We start from the raw sequence: 21308 nt of genomic DNA on the forward strand, positions 1-21308 counted from the left end.
CTGTTCGGTTTGGTGTTCACTTTTTGCCAATGGCTTGTTATTGCTGGCTTGGTGGCTGTGGTGGTGTTCAGTTTTGGGTATGGTTAAAATGACTATGCCGCTATGTATGTCTGATTTTCGACAGTCCTATACTTAGGCTTGGTATGTTCATATAAACATGGCTGGCTTGCTGGTTTAGGTTTTTCACAAATTTATGAAAAACTACCTTTGCGCCTATGGTTGATAACGAAAGGCAAAATATCCTTTCGCCATTTTTGGCGTGGGCGGTTTCTCTAGCTTGCCTGTGGTGTCGGTGGTGGGTTTGCCTATCCAATGGCTTAACGTGGCGATATGGGGCAATGGGTGGGCGTGGTGGTGTGCTTAATGAGGTGTTGACCAATATTAGCATTTTTTGGGGTATTTTTAGGCTCAATCCCTTGATAATACTGGCTTTGAAGTGTTGACCAAAGAAAAAGGGCATGGCTAAAATCACCATACCCCATCATGCCTGCCCAATCTTAAAATATTATCTAAAAACAATATGCGCTCTAAAATACCCTACAAAATCGGTAACATGGTAACAATCCGCATGGGTGGCGGGTTTCAGACAATTAAAAACGGTAACATCAATCTAAAATGTTACCGCTTTAAAATCGCTCTAAGCCTTGATAATACTAGGTTGTTACCGTGTTACCATTTTCTATGCCGTTTTTTGTGGGCTATCAATAAAAGGCGTTAAAAATGGGTTTTGTTCTAGTTCCTGCGGTGGCAAATAATTCGCCCATACTTTCACAAAATCCGCCCTTTCATATCCTTTTACTGTTCCTGGTTCGCCTGCTACTCTCATGCCTTTTGACGTTATCCCAAACTTTCTTAATTTAGTAGCTAATTGATAAATATCCATTGGCGAACCATTTTTAAATGTACTCCAGCATTTTTCATCATCAGCATTTAACCTGGCCAATAAATCCACGCTTTTAATGCGTTCAGTAGTAAACACTTCTCTAATATCTGAAAGTAGCATTTCGTTAAGGCTCGGCTCATCTTTGCGATTACAGATAATCAAACACGCCTGTAACGCCTTGTCATATACACCCAATACGGTAGCAATCTGTAGCAGTATTTCCCAATTATCAAAATCCCTATCATTGATTTGTAGTAGTGGGGTTTGTACTGCCTGCACCGCTTGGCGGTTATCTACTGCCCACCGTTTAACCTTGCTTTGTATTTCGTTGGTGGTTTCATGCGGTAAGGTTCGCTTATTAAAGCGTTTAACCTTGTCGCTGTTGGTTTTGCGCCTTAACTCAAAACGTATGGCACGGCTGGCAAAAGTTCCTTTCATCTCACCAATGCCGCTAAATACTTTCGCCCCAAAAACATCAAACTTTTCTACAATACCGCCCTTGTCTTGGTTCATGCGGGGTACGTTGCTGGCGTGTCTGCTATAGCCTGCGTTAACAATGCCTAATAACTCGTTTTTATCCTTTAGGCTGGTGTCTATCTCATCAATAAGTAAGGTAGGTTTAAATTGTTCCATTACTCGATATAGCACGGCTTGGGTAATGTTATTAAATGCCATCGGCTTATTAACAACACGCTCAAACAAGCCTAAAAGGGTGCTTTTACCGCATTGCCTCTCGGGTGCGGTTATCCATGCAATCGGGGCAAAATCGCTAATATCGGTTAAATAAGTGAATATCACCCATAACACAAACGCCACCTTTAACGGCTCATCTATCGCCATGTGTTCATGAACCAATGAATAAAGGGCGGTGTATATTTCGTCATGCGTTACTGGCTCATGATAGGGTTCTATTTCTGCCACAAGCTGCCCCTGCTTTTGCTCGCTCACTAATGCTAAGATTTTATCTTTGCTCACGCCAAACCGTTTTGCTACTTCACCCAATGCAAGCGTAATTTTAATATCATCAAGTTTTGCCAGTTCTTGAATACAAGCGATTAATTGCTGCTTTTTATTTTCTAGTTCCTGCAATGGGTCATCATCTGCCAATGGGTTGGCGGTGGTTTCAATGCTGGTAAGCGGCTGATAAGTGGGCAAGGTTTGGATAATCTCAATAATGCCACTACTGTCCTGCCCATCTGCAAAATACGCTTGTATTAGGTCGTAACAATCGCCTTTTGCTGGCATAGGTTCGCCTGTGGGTAACTGCACCTTGTCCACATCAATCACATCATAGGCGATATCTAAGGCAGTTAAGGCTTGCAGTAGGTTTGCCTGCCAATCTTGCCCGCTCTTATCATTGTCACGCCATACAATGCACCGCTTGCCCTGTAGTGGGGTTAAATCGCATTGATTAATTGACGTTGCCCCGCCTGTGGTGGTAGCAGTCAAGCCAATTTCTAACAAGCTATGCACGCATTTTTCACCCTCTACGATATAAACCGTATCATCTAGCAATGGTTGATGATACAAGGGCTTTTTGTAGTTTGGGTCTTTGGTGGCTGGGTGTTCGCCTAATCGGTAGCAGTTCCCATCATAATAGAATGGCTTTATCCATTTGCTGCCATCTTTATCAATTCGCACCTTAACAAACAATTCTTGATTGTCTGCATAGTAGGGGTAAAAGGCGGTGATATCACGCACGCCTGCGCCCATGCTAATTAGCTTTTTATCTTTACCCGCTACCGCTTTAATGGCTTGTAGTAGTAAATCACGGTTGATTAATTCGTTATTCATCATACGCCCCTAAATCAGTCATAGCGGTTTTAAAATCTTTGTTAGTCATTGCCATGTAAAAACCGATTAAGCTACCCTTTGCGCCACAAGCGTGGCATACATAGCCACCGTGAGAACCGTTAACCGATAAACTGGCGTGTTTGTCATCATGAAATGGGCATTTCGCCATGTTCCAGCCTGCCACCTTTATGGCAATGCTGAAACGTGCATAAAACGCTTGGGGCTTGGGTAGTTTGTTAGGGTTAAATTGCTTTTTGCCTTTAAACTTCTGATTTTTGGGGCGGTTTAAGATTTGGGCTAATATGTTGGTTTTGTGCTTGCCATTGTCTGCCGCTTGGTTTACATTATGCTTGCTTGTTTGCTGTCCAATGCTATTTTGTTTTTCAAAGTCCATGCCGTCTGTAGCGGTGTGGGCTTTTTCATTTGTAGTAAGATTACTCATCTTAACCCCTTGCCAATGGCTTTAATTTTGCGCTGTGAGCGTTTTGTGTCGTGGCTGGTACATCTGCACCACTTAAGCAAATAAAGCGCATGACGCGCCTTATTTTTACTGCTGTTATTGTTGGTTTTATTCAAACTTTGCCCTCCGCTTTATACAATGGGTGGGCTTCAATCATGCTTTGAATACAATAATCAAATTCATCAATTAAGTATTGGGCAATGAGTAACGATTGTTTAGCCTGTGAAATGGCGTGATGTGGTGCGTTATCGTTGGTTAAATCATCAATAGCAGTTCTTACCATTTTGAATAGCATTTCCAAATGGCTACTATGCAAGGTTAGATTGTCGTAAATATCACCGTTCAAGCTATCAATCTGATTTTGTAGTTCGGCTTGGGTGGTTGCTTGTGGGCGTGGTAAAAGGGTATTGATTGACTTAGGCATGATAGCCTCCTATGTAGTTTTGAGTTAATACCACACTATGAAAAGTCATAGGGTGATGGGGTTCACTCTCGGTCACATAGAACCGCCTTGAATATTCGCCTATTGGCTTATTTTTCAATGTCACCCCATCATAAACGGCTGCCAATGCTGGCATGATATGACGGTTTACCCCTGTGAATTGGGGTGGGTGGATTTGTGCTTTATTATCGCCACTTTGAGAGAGTAAGCGAAATTTAGGCACAAAAAAAGCCAATGGGTAACGGCTGGCTTGTCCGCTATGTGATTTTGAGAGGTCTTTATTATCAATCACGCCCGCCACACTTTGCAAGTTATTTTTTGGGTGGGCTTGATGATAACTGCTAATGAGTAGCAATAAACCAATCATCAAAACCGCTAGTAATATGCTTTTTACCATATCGAGTAAAGTTACCTTTGTGCTAGTGTCAATTTGCCCATTTTTAAGCGTTTCTAGCGTGTTTGGGTTGTAGGTGGTGTCTTTATACCGGTTCATAATTCTGCTCACTGTATGCGATTAATATTACCTTGATATACGCCCAATTCATCTAGGCGGCTTATCGCTTCACTTTCATCTATGCCAAGTTTGGCGGCTATATCTGCTGCGCTATAAAGCGGTTCGCCATCATCACTGTAACCGCTTATAGGTGGTATCAAGTCCAGTTCTTTAGCCTTTGCGTGGGCTTCCTGCTTGATATATTCGGGCGATAACTCAAACACTTTCATAAACTGGTTTATGGCTTGTTCGCTGTCCTCCCCATACTTTTCTACGATACGTTTGTATTTATCAAATTCAGCAAAAAACGCTGGGTTTACTGGCTCATTCATGCGGTGGTTTCCTGTAGGTAGTATTTTACGTACTGTTCGCCTGTGGCTGGGTCTTTGCAATCAAGGCTAATGATATCCATGCCCTTTTTGCGCAATAGCCAAATGATATCGGTTGGGCGGTTAATACCCATATGGATAATGTCACGCACGGTTAAAACCTCGCCCGCTAAAAGGCGGTTTTTTACTTGTTGGCGTTTGGTTATGCGTTTGGGTTTGCTTGTATTCGCTGTCATGGTTTGCCCCTTATGCTGTTGCCTGTTGCTTTTCGATAAATTCCAAAAGGTCGCTATTTTTGAAAAAATAAAACCCATTAACATTGACTGGCTTAATGAAAGGATTATTTTTTGCTCTTACCCATCTACGCAATGTTTCAGCGTGGCGGTTAAATAGCTTGGCTGTGTCGTTAAGCGGGGTTAAGCCCTGCGGGTTGTTGGCAATATCACTAAAAGTAATATTTGTTTGATTTTCGCCTTTTGGCGTGGTGGTGTGGCTCATTGCCTTTACTCCTTACAAGTGGGGTTATGTTGTAAGGCGTATTATGAAAGGGTGCTAAAAATGAAATAAGGCAATATTACGGTAATATTGCCCTAAAAGTTTGTGATATTTACCTAAAAACTAGGTTTGATTTTTGGCGTGTTTCTCTTTGGCATTAATGGCATTTTTAAGCCATTCCGCAATAAATGGTTTGGTAAGTGGTTTATTTAGTAGTTTTTGGCTATGAGTTTCAATAGCTAAATTATCATTGCCACTATGGGCGGTTACGTCAAATTTTGCTAAATCTAATAAAACATATACCAATCGGCTAATAGCTTCTTTGCTTTTATCTTTTACTTGCTCATCATCTGCTGCCTTGTTGCTTTGATATAGCCCACCTTTCTGCTCTAAATTATCTAATTTGGCTTTAACGATAGCTAATTCAGCCATTTGGCTAGCAATAGTATCGTTAGCGATTGTTAGCTTACTTTTAAGTTTAGATATTTGTTCAATCAATTCACTATTATCTATTTGGGCTTTAGTGTCAAATAGCTTGTCTAAGTCAATTTTAGGATAGAGTAATTCATCAAAATTTAACCATATATCATTTTTAATTATTTTAGGTAATCTGTCGTGATAATCCTCTAATTTCAATGCTGGGTTATGCTTTATATCTTCGCCATATTCTTTTAAAACTTCAAATACAATATCCATTCTTTTTTTTGGTGGGATAAGGTTTCCATCACCATCTATTTTCGGCGGGTCAAGTTTATATCTACTTGTATCCATATAAATATAATTATTTAAGTCATCTTCAATGATATCCCCAATATTGGTATTTTCTGTATCTGAATGTAATTTATAAACCTTCAAATAATCATTTACGTTTAAATCAATTTTAGAATCATTAAATAAATCCGTAATCATTTTTTTACTTACATTAATCCAACCCCTTAATAAAATAAGGCTTGTATCTAATTCAAAACCATATCTAGCTAAACCATCGTAATAAAATACTGGGTGCAGTTTATCTTCATTGTATAAATCTAAAATAAAATTCCTTAATCTATTTATATCATTGTCATCATAGGGGTTGAAATACTCTATTTCTCTATCATGTAAATATCTTGCCACATCATGAAAGTTTAAAAATTCTTTATACTCGTATAAAGCCATAACTTGCACCATACGCACCAATAAAAGAGGGTGCAAGGCGGGCGGGGTTTGGTGCGAAAATTCCCCGCTTTCGGGCTGCAGTTCCTAGCCTTGCAAAACTGGTCTTAAACTCTAATCAAGCGATAGCCCCGCATAAATAACGCCTTTTGTAGGTCATTCAGTGGTAAAAAAGGATTGTCCAGGATATCGCCTAGCTGGTCTATCTGCTCATGGGTCATCACCAAAATATGCCCGCTTGCGGTTGGCTTGGTGTCCATTGCTGGCAAGGTGTTTTTATTGGCTGGGGTAGTATTCATTATTCATTAACCGCCTGTTGGTTGGCTTTGGCTTTATCCAGGTAAATAATATTATCAATCTTGCCTGCTCTTAAATCGTCTAAGTAGTTCGCCCAATCGATTAACATGGCTCTGCGCTGGTCTAACATATCCATACGGCTATACGCTCGCCCGTAACTGTTCATCATGCGGTGGCCTAGCTGTAACTCTGTGATTAATTCATCATAGCCTAGCCGTTCCATTAACATTGTCTTTGCACTGGCTCTGAACCCATGCGGGCTGTGTATGCCTTTATAGCCTTGTCCGTCATTCATGGTAGGGCTATTCAATACTTTATTAATTTCTTGGCGGTGCGTGTGTTTTTCCTGTTTTCGTCTAGTGTTATGAAAAACATATTCATAACCGCCTGTTTTAGCTTTCATACGTTCTAAAATGGCTATTGCCTGCGGTGCAAGTGGCGTTACTATATCAGTCATATCGTCACGGTTGCCTGCCTTTTGTGGTCTAAATTCCCATTGCTTAGTAAGTAGGTTTACATCACTCCACTTCATAGCGCAAATATCACCAACACGGGCAAGGGTTAAAGCCAATAATTGCAAAATCTCTTTTTGAAATAGTGGGCTATCGGCTAGGCTGTCAATGTCGTTTAATAACCTGCCATATTCTGCGGGCATGGTGATTGCTGGGTAATGCTTGGTTTTATGAGTTTTAATTGTTCCTTGTAGGTCGCTGGCTGGATTGTACTCAATAACCCCATTCGCTTTAGCTAACTGTAGAATTGCCTTTAATTCCCCTTTAATCCTTATCCCCCTATTTGTGCTAGTTTCTTGGATAGAATTAACAAATTTAATAACGTGACTAGGTTTAATATCAGTAATTCGCATATTGCTAAAATGCTTTCTTATAATCGCTAAATTTTTTTCAATCTTGGCGTATGTGCTAGGGCTTAATTCTTTTCTTTGCTGATTGGCCTGCCACTGATTGATAAAGTGTTCTAGTGTGTTTTGCCTGTCTATTATTTCCTTTTGCTTTTCATCTTGGCGGTGTTCTATAGGGTCAATGCCTTTTGCCAATATAGCAAGGTTGTCATTGTAGGCTTGGCGGGCTTGTTCTAGGGTAAAAGCTGGATATTGTCCTAGTGTGATTGTAGGGCGTTTACCTTTCAAAATAGGGTGGCTGTAGCGGTGTTTAAAAATTGCGGTCTTTTTGCCTGTATGCTTGCTGACTTCTACACCAAGAAATAAACCGCTATAACCTGCGATTGAATAAGGTGTTGTTTTGGTGGTTTCCTTAATCGCCTTATCTAGCTGGGTAACTGTCTTTAAACCTTGCATAGCCATAACTTTAACCTTTTAAATTCAATAGCCATTTAGTAGCCAATTTAATAGCCATTTAGTAGCCATAACAACAAACTATTCCATGCTATTTCATACAACAATATTAAATAAAAAACCCCTGTAATGCAATAATTACAAGGGTTTGCGGTTTTATTAAGTTTGTTAATGCGGTGCTAAGTTTTATCTAAATACCGTCTAATTTTAGACTGTTTTTTACCGATTTATAGCGTTAGCAAGGACATCGCTTCATGCCACCGCCATTACTCGGGTAGCGCGCATCGACGCAGTAGCGAAAAAAGGTCTTTTCATCCATCGGCTCTAGGTCAGGATGCTGCTCCTGCATATGGCTGACGTAAGTCGCATAATCAGGGACACCGACCATCAAACGAAAGCTTTGTTGCATCCGTTTGACCAGCGTGATTAGGCGGGTCATATTTTTTGGGCTAAAAATTACCTCCTTTTGCGCCTTCAAGGTCATTTTAATCAAGTTGGCGATTAACGCATTATTACTCATGTGACTCTCCTCCTATCTGCCCAGCATGGTTTTGGTGAAATCCAAGCAATTGCACAAATATAAGTGCAATCACTGTCAATTTTTCACTAATGCGGTGCAGAAATATTCAAGGGTTTTGGATCTTCATAAATCGCCTCACCTTCAACCACGGTAGGTTTATCACTTGCCAAGGCTTTTGTTAATGCGCGAATCGTACCGAAAATCATGACAATCATCACAATCATAAAGAAGCCACAAAGCACGGCATCCACATAGTTTGAGAATACGATGGTTTGCATCTCATCCAAGGTTTTGGCAGGTTTTAACACCTCACCTTTGGCAATCGCGGCACTGTATTTGTGCGCTTGTGCCAAGAAACCAATCGCTGGATTTTCATGGAAGATTTTTTGCCAACCTGCCGTCAAACAGGTAATCAATAAGAAGACCGTGGGTGCCACAGTGACCCAAGCATATTTTTGTTTTTTCATTTTAAATAAAACTGCAGTACCTAGGGTCAATGCCATCGCTGCCAAGATTTGGTTGCCGATGCCAAATAGTGGCCACAATGAGTTAATGCCCCCAAGCGGATCAATGACGCCTTGGTAGACAAAGAAGCCCCAAGCGGCTACTGCAATTAAAGTCGCAAGCAAATGCACGCCGAGATTGGTTGAATTACGCACCGACGGCACCACGATGCCGATGGTATCTTGTACCATAAAACGACAAGCACGCGTCCCTGCATCTACGGCAGTCAAAATAAACAAGGCTTCAAATAAAATCGCAAAATGATACCAAAACCCCATCATCGCCGTACTACCAAAGATAGACGATAGGATATGCGCCATACCAATCGCAAAGGTCGGCGCACCGCCTGTCCGTGAGATAATGGAGCTCTCACCCACTTGCTGCGCTAGCGTCGTAAGCGCCTCGGGGGTAATTACAAACCCCAATTTTTGGATAGCGGCTGCCGCTGTCTCTGGGGTTGTACCTAAAAGCGCTGCTGGGGCATTAATCGCAAAATACATACCAGGGTCAAGAATGGTGGCACAGATCATTGCCATGATACCAACCATCGACTCCATGAGCATACCACCATAACCAATGGCGCGAGTATCTACTTCATTGTCCACAAGTTTTGGGGTCGTACCACTCGATACCAAGGCGTGAAAACCAGAGATAGCACCACAAGCAATGGTAATAAACAAGAACGGAAATAACCCACCTTTGAATACCGGACCTGTACCATCGATAAATTTGGTAACCGCAGGCATTTTTAACTCTGGCATGGTAAAGACAATCGCCAGTGCCAAACCTACAATCACCCCTATTTTTAAAAAAGTAGATAAATAATCACGCGGCGCAAGCAGCAGCCACACAGGCAATACCGATGCCACCACACCATAAATCATCAAAGCCCAAGTCAGCTGGGTACCGGTCAAGGTAAACAATTCAGCCATCGCAGGGTCTTTGGCAATATCGCCACCAAATACAATCGCCGCCATCATCAACACAAAGCCGATGATAGACACTTCCATGATTTTACCTGGGCGTAAATAACGCATGTAGATGCCCATCAGTAGCGCGATAGGAATCGTTGCCGCGATGGTAAATAGCCCCCAAGGACTGTGTGCCAATGCTTTGACGACTACCAGTGCCAGTACTGCAAGAATGATGACCATCACGCCTAGCGCACCGAGCATCACCGTAATACCCGTAAAAGTACCCAGCTCGTCTTTTGCCATTTCACCCAGTGATTTGCCATCACGGCGGGTCGAGATAAATAGTACAGTAAAATCTTGTACCGCACCTGCAAATACCACACCAATGATGAGCCATAGCGTACCTGGCAAATAACCCATTTGTGCCGCTAAGATAGGACCGACTAATGGGCCTGCCCCAGCAATCGCAGCAAAGTGGTGACCAAATAAGACGTATTTATTGGTAGGCACATAATCTAAGCCATCTTTTAGGCGGTGAGCCGGTGTCACGCGGCGAGGATTGAGCTCAAAGACTTTTTTGGCGATAAATAAGCTATAGTAGCGATAAGCAATGCTATACGAACACACGGCAGCAGCAACAAGCCACACGGCATTGATACTTTCGCCGCGGTGAAGGGCAATTGTCCCTAATGCCACTGCGCCAATAATTGCAACAAGTAACCATACTATCTTTGATAGCATGGGGGAGTTACTTGTCATTGCGGAATTTGTCTGCATGTCAACTCCTTTTTATATGAAGATCATCCTAGGATAGAGATAAACGCAAGTATGTTAAAAAGCAATTGTGTTAAATGGAACTAAATCAACATGTAATTACGTTAAATAATCATTGCTAGTTTTTTGTAATATTTTGCAAATTGTAACATGGATTAATGGTTATTCGTCATTCAATGTATGACTGTTACCCAATATATACTAAATTTACTGGCTTTAGCCTGCGTCGTTGTTTGGTATAATGACCCAATCGGCTTAAATGCCTGTACATTTTAGCTTATATTTTTTGACCAGCTTTACAAACTTAATCGACCGAGTCACTGCCACGGCATTTATTTTTGCATTTTTTATGTCTTTTCTTATATTTTTTTATGCTTTTTTTAATGAAACATACCCTATGAAACCAACCCAAAATCATAAGCCCCAAATGTTTGACCCAACAGCCAAAATGCCTCCGGTTGATACTGCCAGTAATGCCGATGCCAATCTGCTACATCAGTCAACTGTAACACTTGAAGGCATGCCAAAGGTGAGCGAGTTGCAAAAACTGCAATCAGATAACCGTACAGCGCGTAAGCCTTTTCAGTGGCAGTTTTTGTTGCCGCAATATTGGGGGATTTGGCTTGGGGTCGCGCTGATTTTGCCATTGATTTATTTGCCGTTGCGCTATCAATTTAAAATCGGTCATTTTCTGGGAAAATTGTTATTTGGACTGATTAAAAGCCGCCGAGCCGATACTTTGACCAATTTGTCATTGGCGTTTCCAGAGCTTAGCGAAGATCAGCGTTTAGAGATGGCAGAGAAGATTTTTATCAATGCCGGTGTGGGTGTGTTTGAGAGTCTGTGTGCGTGGTATCGACCGGATGTATTTACCCGCTGCGTCACTGTATCAGGGCTGCAACATGTAAAAAACGCCCAATCGCAAGGTAAAGCGGTGATTTTACTCGGTATCCATTCGACTTTGCTCGATTTGGGTGGACGGCTGACCACCATGTTTACCCCGCTGGATGTGGTGTATCGACCGCAAAACAATGCGCTGCTTGATTGGTTCATTTTTAATGCTCGCTCAAAAGTTTATAGCGACCAAATCAGTCATCGCAATATGCGCCATTTTGCCAAAAACCTTAAAGATAATCATGTGGTATGGATCACCCCCGACCAAGATTTTGGGCTAAAACAAGGCGTGATGGCAGACTTTTTTGGGGTACCCGCTGCCACTTTGACTGCACCACGTCGTATGGCAAAACTGGGCAATAAAGCCAATCTGCCTGCCGTGATGATATTGCATTTCTATCGGGAAACCCCGGATGAGATGCCAAAAGGTCGCAAACCGCATTATCACATCATCTTCTCGCCTATTATTGACAACTACCCAACCGAAGATGAATTAGCGGATGCCAATCGCATCAATCAGCTATTAGAAAATTATATCCGTATCGACCCGACCCAATACATGTGGTTTCATCGGCGCTATAAAACCCAGCCTACTGGTATCCGCTATTACCGCTAATTTTGCTCATTTGGCTCATGGAGCTCAGCCAATTTTTGGCATGAATTTGTAGTCAAAACCCGCTATACTAACGGACAATTTTTTTGCCTATTTTGTACTTTTTTTGCTTTTGTTTGGAATTTTGAATATGAATGACAAAACAGCCGCGCCGCGCCGCATTTTAACAGGTATTACCACCAGTGGAATTCCCCATCTTGGCAACTATGTCGGTGCCATTCGCCCAGCCATACAATCGGCGATACAAGGCGCGAGTACGGGAGAAAGCGATGCTTATTTTTTCTTGGCGGATTTGCACGCACTCATCAAATGCCACGACCCTGAGGCGATTCATGCATCGACCAAGGCAATTGCCGCTACGTGGCTTGCCTGTGGTCTCGACCCTGAGCGCGTGGTGTTTTACCGCCAGTCGGATATTATCGAAATTCCAGAGCTAACTTGGGTACTCAACTGTAACTGTGCTAAAGGCTTAATGAACCGTGCGCATGCCTACAAAGCCGCCGTAGATGCTAACCGTGAAACGCCAGACACTGACCCTGATTATGGCATTTCGATGGGGTTATTTAGTTATCCTGTGCTAATGGCCGCGGATATTTTGATGTTCAATGCCACCCATGTCCCTGTGGGTAAAGACCAAATCCAGCATATCGAGATGGCACGTGATATAGCAGGTACCTTTAATTTTCGCTATTGTGACCCAGAAAAACCGATTTTTGTACTGCCCGAAGCCATGGTAGATGATGACACGCCGCTACTGACGGGGCTTGATGGTCGTAAAATGTCAAAAAGCTATGGCAATACCATTCCGTTGTTTGGCGACGACCCACAAATAGATGGTGAAAAAGCGCTGCGAAAAGCCATCATGCGTATTGTCACCAATTCACAGTTGCCAGAAGAACCCAAAAACCCCGATGAGTCCACGATTTTTGAGATTTATCGTGCATTCGCTAGCCCAGAAGAACAACAACTACTGCGTCAACGTTTTGAGCAAGGTATCGGTTGGGGCGATGCCAAAGAAATGTTGTTTGAAAAAATTAACAGCGAAATTGCCCCTTTCCGTGCTCGTTACAATGAATTGATGGCGAATCCAAAAGAATTGGAAGAAATCCTACAAATGGGCGCAGAAAAAGCCCGCCGTGATGCGCGAAAACGCCTAGAAAAAGTACGAAAAGCCATTGGTATCAAACCCCTTGCCAAACTCAAAAAATAACGAGTCACTCATGTCATTTGCCCACTTTAAAGCCTACACCGATAGGCTTTATCAAATCGATAAAGCCTTTGACGATGCGCAGCCCAACCGTCTCAACCGACATCGCCACCTTGAGCCTGATTCAGCCGAGTTTCTTGCCAGTCTGGTTATCAGTAAGCGGGCTAAAAATATGTTAGAAATTGGCACATCAACGGGCTACTCTACGCTATGGCTAGGCTATGCGTTAGCCCAAATCAATCGCGCCAATACCGCGGATACTGCCACATTGACATCGATTGATATCGATGAATGGCGATTACTAACTGCTCGCAATCACCTGCGCACCTTGAAGTTTGACCACAATATCACGCTACAACAAGTCGATGCCAAGGATTTTTTACGTCAGTCAACTGCCCATTTTGATGTGATTTTCTTGGACGCAGAGCGCAGGTTTTATGGCGACTATGTGGCTGACTTTAAGCGATTGTTGACCTTTGGCGATATGTTGATTGTCGATAATGTCATTTCTCATGCCGATGAAGTAGCAGCGTTTTTGTCAGCCTTTGAACAGGACAACAACTATCTGTGCGCTACCCTATCAATTGGGGCAGGATTGTTTGTGGCGGTTCGACAGTAGTGACCAATTTAGCCATTCGAATTTTTGAGACGCCTGTTCAAAGTCTGCCAGAAGACCTCTATATTCCGCCTGAAGCCTTTGCCATTTGGCTAGAGCAGTTTGAAGGTCCGCTGGATTTTTTGTTGTACTTAGTCAAAAAAAATAACTTTGATATCACCACCACAGCAATTTTGCCGATTACCGAGCAGTACCTGACTTATATTGAGGAATTGGATGACAATCATTTTGAGTTAGCAGGCGATTATTTGCTGATGGCAAGTACCTTAATTGCTATCAAAAGCGAATTGCTGCTACCAAGCCCTCAACGACCAGAAGATGAAAGAAACCCCACCAAGCAGCTGATTGACAGACTTGAACAATACGCCCAAATCAAACACGCCAGTCAGCGTATCGATGCGTTAATGCGCCTTGAGCGCGATGTGTTTTTGGCATATGCCAGTTTGCCAAGCCCTGATATATTAGCCAAAGAGATGGCACCCTATCCTGCCACCATGCTTGCCGACAGCTTAATCAAAATGCAGCTAAAACCCGATTACCAAATGCACCATGTCAAAGCCGATATCGTGCCTTTGGCAGAGCGTATGGCAAGTATTAGCCGTATATTGGCAAGTCGTGGTCAAGGCACTTTCCACGACATATTAGATAAATCACAAGGCAAACTGGGCGTGGTGGTGAGTTTTGTCGCCATTTTGGAATTAGCCAAACAGCGGATGCTAAAGTTTGTCGCACAAGATTACGAATCTTCCGATGTAAGCGAACTAACCTTGATATGGGCATCGTCATGACCGATTTTAACCAACAACATCAGCTTGCCCAGCAGCATAGCAAATCTATCGAAGCGATTTTACATGCCTCAGAAACCCCGATTACTGCCAAACAGCTATGTCACTGGCTATCGATTAATCCAAACCAACTGAGCATGGCGCTCACAGTCTTGCAGCAGCGTCTATCACAAGGCGCGTTAACCTTAGCGGATACCGCGAGCGGCTACCGATTGCAAATCGCCAATGACTTTAGCCCACTTATTCAGCAAGTTTTTCCCCAGCGTCAAGAAACCTTAAGTCAAGCGCTATTAGAGACGTTAAGCGTGATTGCTTATAAACAACCGGTGACGCGTGGCGATATTGAGCAAATTCGTGGCGTGACTGTATCGAGCAATATCCTACGGCAACTATTTGATAAGGGCTGGATTATTGAGCAAGGCTTTCGCGATACGCTAGGACGTCCTGCACTACTGCATACCACCGCAGCGTTTTTAGCCGCCTTTGGGCTTAAAAGCTTGCAAGATTTACCAAAGCTAGCTGATGTGCAACAGCTTGAGATATAAAAAAAGCTACCGACTGGGCAGCTTCTTAAAGACCCTGCATCAACAACACCCTGCCTCAAGGCAAGCGGCGAGCAGGGGCGCCCCACTGGTTGACATTCGGCTTGGTATCTGTGCAATACCATACCAGCAGCATAATCCCGCCAATGATGGGGATAAAGGCAATCAGCATCCACCAACCTGATTTATTAACATCATGTAAACGGCGAACACCTACTGCGATATTTGGAATCACCAATGCCAAAGAAATAAGCCCCGCCACAATACCATCAGTACCCATCATATAATCGATGATTGCCGCACCCAGATACAACATGAACCACGCCAAATAAAAATACCAATATTCTTTACGTCTAGCACGCCCTTTAAAATTGGCATAATTGCTGAGACTTTTTTTAACCCAATCAAAAAAGCCATAATTTTCTTCAATCGCCCATGCTGGATTGACAGCATTTATGCCCGCTGTGTGAATAACTTGACCATAGTTGGCAGTTGTAGGGTTGTCTGTATAGCCGTGAGGGATGGGCGCAATCATGCTATCCATCGGTTTGTTCAGATTGATTGCATTGCCTACGGCAAGACCGACAACTGCCACTGCATAACCCTGCGCATCGACACTAAATTCTACTTGTTGTCCTGCTATCGGTGCCGTGGCTTGTTGCCATTGTTGGCTAGTAAATGGGTAATTTTTTCCGTCCTCCGCCATGATGATACCTTGACCATGTTGCGGCGAGAAATTGGCTATTTGCCCTTTCATTGTTATTATTCCTTGTAGTTGTATTGATTTACTTATGTTGATGATTATAACGTAAAATGATTTTTACAATGTGACATTATTTATGTTCAATTTTTGATTAAAATACTGGTTAAAATTTAGCCACATGACTTTATACTAGCATTCAACCATCGCTTGTCCTACAATAGGCACAAGCATGAAGTTTCATGCTATCACAACATTGTGAAATGTTGCTACCTATTAAAGGATTATTGAATGAAAGACGAAAAACTGCAAAAAGCGCTCGCCCGTCTAGGCTTAGGTTCGCGCCGCCAAATGGAAGATGTGATTCGCGAAGGTCGCGTCAGTGTTAACGGGACTGTGGCTACCATTGGTGACCGTGTCGGACAGGGCGATGAAATCCGAGTCGATGGACGTTTGCTACGTTATACCGCAGAAAACGAAAAACGCCGCCGTATCTTGATGTATTACAAGCCAGAAGGCGAAATTTGCTCAGCCCATGACCCAGAAGGTCGTCCCACGGTGTTTGAGCGCCTGCCACCCCTAAATCATGACCGCTGGGTAATGGTGGGTCGGTTGGACATCAACTCAACAGGTTTATTGCTATTTACCAATGATGGTGAACTGGCTCACCGTCTGATGCACCCATCAAATGAAATAGAGCGCGAATATGCGGTGCGTGTGATGGGCGAAGTCACCCCTGAGATTATCTTAAATCTCAAACGAGGCGTCATGCTAGAAGATGGTATGGCACAGTTTGATGACATCGTTGAAAAAGGCGGTGAAGGTATCAATAAATGGTACCAAGTCAAACTCAAAGAAGGTCGCAATCGTGAAGTACGCCGCTTATTTGAATCGCAAGGCTTAAAAGTAAGCCGATTACTGCGTATCCGTTACGGCTCTGTCAGTCTCCCAAGGGAACTTCGCACGGGTCGTTATCTTGAACTAGATCGCCGTGAGATTGACACCTTAGCAGGTCTTGTCAACATTCGTCCGCGCCAAGGCACAGGGCTTTACGGCATTGCCAAACGCCGCCAAGAACGCTTTGAGAAAAAACCGCTAAAAGCGCGCCGCGGTGGTCATCACTTACGCCGCGATAAAGAAAAAAGAAGCAGCTAACCGCTATAAAATTTACACAAAAAAACTTAAAAAAAAGCGTATCAAATTGATACGCTTTTTTCATTTTAATATACCAATGTTAATCTACCATCGACTATGTGCGATTTTTGACATAGCGGTAAGTTGACGCAAATTGCTGGCTGACTTCATGAAACATCTCATTGAGCAATTCATCTAATTGCAGATTGACCCGAGCCAATACCTCAATGAGCATCTCGCCTGCGGTCATCTCCCCCTGAATTTTTTGATTGAGCTGACTGGGATGATATTTGGCAATTTGGTCATACTGGTGTACAGCTTCGGGAATCGTCTGCTCTATCAAGCGATTGACCACAAACTTATTTTCAGTCAACCATTGGGTTTGCGGGTGGTCTGGTTGATTGGCTGACTGGCTTTGGTCACGTTGCCACGCCTGATAACGAATAAGTTTGTCATGGATGGTATCAAGCAGCATCACGGCAGCGGTTGGCATACGTTCAATTGACGCGCCATCAATACCTAAAATCGAAGGTGAAGATAATCGCGGTTGTTGATTTTTTGCTTTAAACCATTTTTTATTGCTTGCATTTTTGCTAGCACGTGGCATCAACTCAAAACGGCTATCACTACCGAAGGTATTGGGAATTGGCAGGTTTGATTGGTACGCCAAGCGCATGGTTTCTGGTTTTGCCAGTGATGCGGTGGGCGGCACAGAATATTGAGACATACCGACCTCAATACCCGCCATATCATGCAGTTTATACCAAGCCAGCCTTATCCATCGATACACCAAAAAGCTTATCAATACAGTCAACAATATACCGAGCAAAATATTCATCTATACGCCCTAACAGCTTGTCTATACAATAACAGCCTGCCTATAAAAAGCAAATATAGCATTACTATGATTGCAACTGTTTAAAAATTCAAGCATGTTAGCGTTGGCTAAACCTAAAAATTCATCGGTCGAAAAAAAGTATTGCCCAAAACTGTTAGCTATTAACTGCTACCCTAAATTGTCATATTTACATGGTATGCCAATAACGAAGTTTATTAATTTCAAATAAGAATGCCACAAACATACCGAGATAATACGCCAATTTAAGCTCAAAACTGTCATCCCGTAACTTAAAAGGTAATGCGCAAAGGGTGACGGCAAGCGGAATCCACAATAGCATAAACACCCAATTTTCGATGACATTGAGCCAGCCTTGCATTCCCTTGCTACTGCGTAAAGCCGCCAACCCTAACAGCAAGCAAGCAACTATCAGTGTGTTGATTAAGCCTTTTGGAAGATTGCTGGGATAAATCGATAATTCTTGCTTAGTATAATGTGGCAATGCCATTCAATAAATTCCTAAATAATTACTGAGGATTGGTGTTATGTATAGCGTCAATGTCTAGCATCAATTTGTGGCGTTAATCTCAATGTCTTGATGGGTACCGACTCACCGAGCGAACCGTTACGAATATGCCGCCATCATCCATAGCATCGCCACACAGCTAAATAACAAACCCAAGGTTAACGCATTGCGATTTTGAATCGGTGCACGCCCTGAGTAGCGATTTAACACCTTTGAGCCCACGACAAAAGCCAGTGGAATACCTAGCCAAAAAATCGCAATGGTACTCACCAGTGAGGGCAGCATTGATGATAAACTATCGCCAAACATCAACCTAAACCCAAAACCTGCCAACCCTAGCAACACCGCAAATATTGCCAGCCCAATTGTCAGACCTTTGGGTACTAAAGACGGGGATTGAACGTCCATACCAATTTCCTTGTGTATCATTGCTTGTGTAGCATTTACGCTGGCAAGCGACCGACCAAAGCCAGTTCGGCACGCATCGCATCAATCGCTTGGCGATAATCAGGTTGATTAAATATCGCTGAACCTGCGACAAACATATCAGCCCCTGCTTCGGCAACCGCACGAATATTACTGGCTTTGATACCGCCATCGACTTCAAGACGAATATTGCGACCCGATAGCCTAATCATTTCGCGCACCGCTTCTATTTTTTTGAGGGTGCCATCAATAAATGCTTGCCCACCAAACCCTGGGTTAACACTCATCAATAAAATCTGGTCAACTTTATCCATCACATAGTCTAGATAGTGTATCGGCGTGGCAGGATTCAGCACCAATCCACAGTCAGCACCCCCATCTTTAATGAGTTGTAAAGAGCGATCGACATGTTGCGTGGCTTCTGGGTGAAAGGTAATGATGCTGGCGCCCGCTTTTAAGAACTGCTCAATCATACTATCAACCGGTGACACCATCAAATGCACATCTATCGGCGCAGTTACCCCATAATCACGCAGCGCCTGACAAATCATGCTACCAAAGGTCAAATTTGGGACATAATGATTGTCCATCACGTCAAAATGCACCACATCCGCACCTGCGGCAATAACCTTCTCGACCTCCTCGCCCAGACGGGCAAAATCTGCCGACAAAATCGAAGGCGCAATCAAAAATTGGCTATCATTATTTGGATGGGCAAATTTATTAGGGGCTTGTTTAGGTGAGTCTTCAAGAATTTCAGACTGGTTCATCGTCATTGTCCGTCAGCTTTGATTAAAAAGTGCGGATATTTTAGCAAAGATTATTTTAAAAAACTTAGACTATTTGGTGACTATTATTTGGTAGCTATTATTTGGTGACTATAACTATTGACAGCGATTATTTGCTGTCCGTGAAAATAAATCTGCCATAAGCCTTGCAGAATTTGCATTTAAGTAGTCAAAACAAGCAAAAAACAAGGTAGCTAGACTATGCTAAATTAGGCTAGATTATGATTGATAAGTACCAAAAAAGATAAAACCCAAGTCTTAGGGCAATAGACTTGGGTTTTAGGGCACTTCATGTCAACTATGTTATTATTATTGGCTTTCCATGATATTACTCATCCTGAGCGTCTCAACACTACCATTCCTTGGTATCATCCTTGTGTTGATGAGTTCATTGTAGGTTGTTGCACGGTTGCTTACTAGCCGCAAAAGGCGGAATCTGTTGTAAGCAAATGCTTACATGGGGTTTTAACTTGCCCGCTGTTAGCTTTCTCATGCGCCTTTCAATAATTTGCTAGCATCACTAGCGCTATCAGTCTGAGCTTCCGATAGCTTTTCACCTTCTGTGACCCCTTCTTTGATGGTTTCTTTTGCCTCTTGGAGATCGGCGATGCTTGGCAAAGGTTCAGGCTGCTCATCCATGACTTCAGGTTCATATTGTAAAGTAGTGAGCACGGGGAAATGGTCAGATCCAATGTTCGGCATACGCGCCATCGATACCAGCGTGAAGTGATTGCTGTGAAAAACATGGTCAAGCGCCCAGCGCAAAAATGGGTAACTGGCATGAAAGGTATTGATGAATTTTCGCCCAATGCGAGGGTCTAGTAGCCCTGAGATACGCTGGAACATGCGTGTGGTATGCGACCAAGCCACATCGTTGAGATCGCCTGCAACAATCACCGTTAAGTCGTTGGCATTGATGTGTTTGCCTACCATTAACAGCTCAGCATCCCGTGTTACCGATTTATCGGCTTCGGTTGGACTCGGTGGCATGGGGTGCAAGCAGTATAGCCAAACAACCTTCCCCATGGCTAGTCGAACTTGGGTATGAATCGATGGGATATCATCCACCACCAGATATTTTACTTGCGGATTGATAAGCTCAAGCTTTGAGTACAAATGCATACCATACAAGTTATCGAGTGGCACTTTGACGTTAAATGGATAGTCAGCTTCGATTGGGCTTAAAGCGTCTTGCCACACTTGGTCAGTTTCGAGCGTCAATACAATATCGGGTTGATGGGTATGGATAAGGTCAATCAAAGCTTGTTTATTTGGATTGGTCGTCAACACATTGGCAACCAACAATTTCACTTGATAATCGCGTGATTTTGGCTGTGCCGTTTGCACTTGTTTCTTCCACAAAAACGTATAAGGCAACACCATGTACGCTTGCATAGCCAGCGCAATAACCAGCAGCAAAATCAATCCCATCTGCCAACGACTGTCAAAAGCGCCCAGCCAAAGTAAGCCAATGAGCGCCACCACCCCAAAAAAAATCAATTGATTTCTGGGAAAATCAGCAACCCTAAACCACCATTCAAACCTAGGGATGGTTGCCCAAAAAGTTGCAAAAACCACAAAACCTGCTAGCAACTGTAACAACAGCGTCATTGTCTATCCTTTCATGTTATATTGCGGTTCACATTGGTCAATATTAGCTTCTTATCATTATCTTGTGATCATTAGCATGGCGATATAGTAGCCGCAAAAATACGGCTGATAAATTGCAGTTGTGTTGCCAAACGCTATTTTTCACCCTGACATCGCTATCAGCCTACCATCTATAGCTAACTACCATCTATAGCTAAATAGATGCCCCATGTAAAAAAAAATTCACTTGCAAAACATTACAAATACAGGCAAGGTA

At 43.0% G+C, this 21308-nt stretch carries 25 protein-coding genes; 6 read left to right on the plus strand and 19 right to left on the minus strand.

What is annotated here, in order from left to right; all coding sequences use genetic code 11:
* Positions 1-213: 213 nt before the first annotated feature.
* From RT084_RS01030 to RT084_RS01090, 13 genes are all read right to left on the minus strand, one after another.
* On the minus strand, positions 214-339 hold the full coding sequence (locus tag RT084_RS01030) for a hypothetical protein (RefSeq protein ID WP_264755016.1): 126 nt from the start codon (positions 337-339) through the stop codon (positions 214-216).
* A 340-nt stretch (positions 340-679) separates the two neighbouring features.
* Positions 680-2677 carry a DUF3631 domain-containing protein gene (locus RT084_RS01035; RefSeq protein WP_312384368.1) on the minus strand — a complete coding sequence of 666 codons (1998 nt, stop codon included), beginning with the start codon at positions 2675-2677 and terminating at the stop codon, positions 680-682.
* Complete coding sequence (locus RT084_RS01040) at positions 2670-3119, minus strand: CHC2 zinc finger domain-containing protein (RefSeq protein ID WP_312384366.1); 450 nt, start codon at positions 3117-3119, stop codon at positions 2670-2672. The genes RT084_RS01035 and RT084_RS01040 overlap by 8 nt, the downstream gene beginning before the upstream one ends.
* Before the next feature lie 130 nt (positions 3120-3249).
* Positions 3250-3561, minus strand: coding sequence for a hypothetical protein (locus tag RT084_RS01045; RefSeq protein ID WP_128682292.1), 312 nt, complete (start codon positions 3559-3561; stop codon positions 3250-3252).
* Entirely contained in the window at positions 3554-4072 is a 519-nt protein-coding gene (locus tag RT084_RS01050) for a hypothetical protein (RefSeq protein ID WP_312384363.1), read from the minus strand. Before RT084_RS01050 ends, RT084_RS01045 begins: the two co-directional genes overlap by 8 nt.
* An 8-nt stretch (positions 4073-4080) precedes the next feature.
* Positions 4081-4404 (minus strand): hypothetical protein, encoded by a 324-nt coding sequence (locus tag RT084_RS01055; RefSeq protein WP_312384362.1) that lies wholly within the window; start codon positions 4402-4404, stop codon positions 4081-4083.
* Positions 4401-4637 carry a hypothetical protein gene (locus tag RT084_RS01060; protein WP_312384361.1) on the minus strand — a complete coding sequence of 79 codons (237 nt, stop codon included), beginning with the start codon at positions 4635-4637 and terminating at the stop codon, positions 4401-4403. The genes RT084_RS01055 and RT084_RS01060 overlap by 4 nt, the downstream gene beginning before the upstream one ends.
* 10 nt (positions 4638-4647) lie before the next feature.
* The gene (locus tag RT084_RS01065) at positions 4648-4899 is read right to left on the minus strand and encodes a helix-turn-helix domain-containing protein (protein WP_095355724.1); all 252 of its coding nucleotides are present in this window, start codon (positions 4897-4899) and stop codon (positions 4648-4650) included.
* Between the two features lie 120 nt (positions 4900-5019).
* On the minus strand, positions 5020-6054 hold the full coding sequence (locus RT084_RS01070) for a hypothetical protein (RefSeq protein ID WP_312384359.1): 1035 nt from the start codon (positions 6052-6054) through the stop codon (positions 5020-5022).
* A gap of 104 nt (positions 6055-6158) precedes the next feature.
* Positions 6159-6350 (minus strand): hypothetical protein, encoded by a 192-nt coding sequence (locus RT084_RS01075; protein ID WP_312384357.1) that lies wholly within the window; start codon positions 6348-6350, stop codon positions 6159-6161.
* Complete coding sequence (locus RT084_RS01080; RefSeq protein WP_312384354.1) at positions 6350-7669, minus strand: tyrosine-type recombinase/integrase; 1320 nt, start codon at positions 7667-7669, stop codon at positions 6350-6352. Before RT084_RS01080 ends, RT084_RS01075 begins: the two co-directional genes overlap by 1 nt.
* 226 nt (positions 7670-7895) lie before the next feature.
* Positions 7896-8180, minus strand: a complete 285-nt coding sequence (locus RT084_RS01085) for a YbdD/YjiX family protein (RefSeq protein WP_007115971.1) — start codon at positions 8178-8180, stop codon at positions 7896-7898.
* Positions 8181-8266: 86 nt separating this feature from the next.
* Positions 8267-10357 carry a carbon starvation CstA family protein gene (locus RT084_RS01090; protein ID WP_409418413.1) on the minus strand — a complete coding sequence of 697 codons (2091 nt, stop codon included), beginning with the start codon at positions 10355-10357 and terminating at the stop codon, positions 8267-8269.
* Between the two features lie 535 nt (positions 10358-10892).
* On the opposite strand from RT084_RS01090, the gene RT084_RS01095 reads away from it, so the two are divergent.
* The 5 genes from RT084_RS01095 to scpB all read left to right on the plus strand — a co-directional run bounded on the left by RT084_RS01095 (position 10893) and on the right by scpB (position 15032).
* Positions 10893-11882, plus strand: a complete 990-nt coding sequence (locus RT084_RS01095) for an LpxL/LpxP family acyltransferase (protein ID WP_312384592.1) — start codon at positions 10893-10895, stop codon at positions 11880-11882.
* A gap of 127 nt (positions 11883-12009) precedes the next feature.
* Positions 12010-13089, plus strand: a complete 1080-nt coding sequence (gene trpS / locus RT084_RS01100) for a tryptophan--tRNA ligase (RefSeq protein ID WP_312384350.1) — start codon at positions 12010-12012, stop codon at positions 13087-13089.
* 10 nt (positions 13090-13099) lie between these two features.
* Positions 13100-13705 carry an O-methyltransferase gene (locus tag RT084_RS01105; protein ID WP_219330965.1) on the plus strand — a complete coding sequence of 202 codons (606 nt, stop codon included), beginning with the start codon at positions 13100-13102 and terminating at the stop codon, positions 13703-13705.
* On the plus strand, positions 13705-14490 hold the full coding sequence (locus RT084_RS01110) for a segregation and condensation protein A (RefSeq protein ID WP_313097369.1): 786 nt from the start codon (positions 13705-13707) through the stop codon (positions 14488-14490). The genes RT084_RS01105 and RT084_RS01110 overlap by 1 nt, the downstream gene beginning before the upstream one ends.
* Positions 14487-15032 carry an SMC-Scp complex subunit ScpB gene (gene scpB / locus RT084_RS01115; RefSeq protein ID WP_065252380.1) on the plus strand — a complete coding sequence of 182 codons (546 nt, stop codon included), beginning with the start codon at positions 14487-14489 and terminating at the stop codon, positions 15030-15032. Before RT084_RS01110 ends, scpB begins: the two co-directional genes overlap by 4 nt.
* Before the next feature lie 55 nt (positions 15033-15087).
* On the opposite strand, the gene RT084_RS01120 is transcribed toward scpB, so the two are convergent.
* On the minus strand, positions 15088-15786 hold the full coding sequence (locus RT084_RS01120) for a DUF805 domain-containing protein (protein ID WP_313097266.1): 699 nt from the start codon (positions 15784-15786) through the stop codon (positions 15088-15090).
* 234 nt (positions 15787-16020) lie between these two features.
* On the opposite strand from RT084_RS01120, the gene rluB reads away from it, so the two are divergent.
* A complete protein-coding gene (gene rluB, locus RT084_RS01125; protein WP_036591148.1) occupies positions 16021-16884 on the plus strand; it encodes a 23S rRNA pseudouridine(2605) synthase RluB in 864 nt (287 codons plus the stop codon).
* A 94-nt stretch (positions 16885-16978) separates the two neighbouring features.
* Here the strand turns inward: rluB and RT084_RS01130 are convergent, their stop codons facing one another.
* From RT084_RS01130 to RT084_RS01150, 5 genes are all read right to left on the minus strand, one after another.
* Positions 16979-17701, minus strand: a complete 723-nt coding sequence (locus tag RT084_RS01130; RefSeq protein WP_203171622.1) for a hypothetical protein — start codon at positions 17699-17701, stop codon at positions 16979-16981.
* Between the two features lie 187 nt (positions 17702-17888).
* Positions 17889-18209, minus strand: a complete 321-nt coding sequence (locus tag RT084_RS01135; protein ID WP_007115494.1) for a hypothetical protein — start codon at positions 18207-18209, stop codon at positions 17889-17891.
* A 117-nt stretch (positions 18210-18326) separates the two neighbouring features.
* Positions 18327-18635: a hypothetical protein gene (locus tag RT084_RS01140; RefSeq protein WP_188875439.1), complete on the minus strand. Its 309-nt coding sequence runs from the start codon at positions 18633-18635 to the stop codon at positions 18327-18329.
* A gap of 35 nt (positions 18636-18670) precedes the next feature.
* Positions 18671-19423 (minus strand): ribulose-phosphate 3-epimerase, encoded by a 753-nt coding sequence (rpe, locus tag RT084_RS01145; protein ID WP_312384342.1) that lies wholly within the window; start codon positions 19421-19423, stop codon positions 18671-18673.
* Positions 19424-19930: 507 nt separating this feature from the next.
* Positions 19931-21052 (minus strand): endonuclease/exonuclease/phosphatase family protein, encoded by a 1122-nt coding sequence (locus tag RT084_RS01150; RefSeq protein WP_313097270.1) that lies wholly within the window; start codon positions 21050-21052, stop codon positions 19931-19933.
* Between the last annotated feature and the right edge of the window lie 256 nt (positions 21053-21308).

Origin of the sequence: Moraxella sp. CTOTU48717 (genome assembly GCF_032057165.1) — a bacterium.
Classification (GTDB): domain Bacteria; phylum Pseudomonadota; class Gammaproteobacteria; order Pseudomonadales; family Moraxellaceae; genus Faucicola; species Faucicola tetraodonis.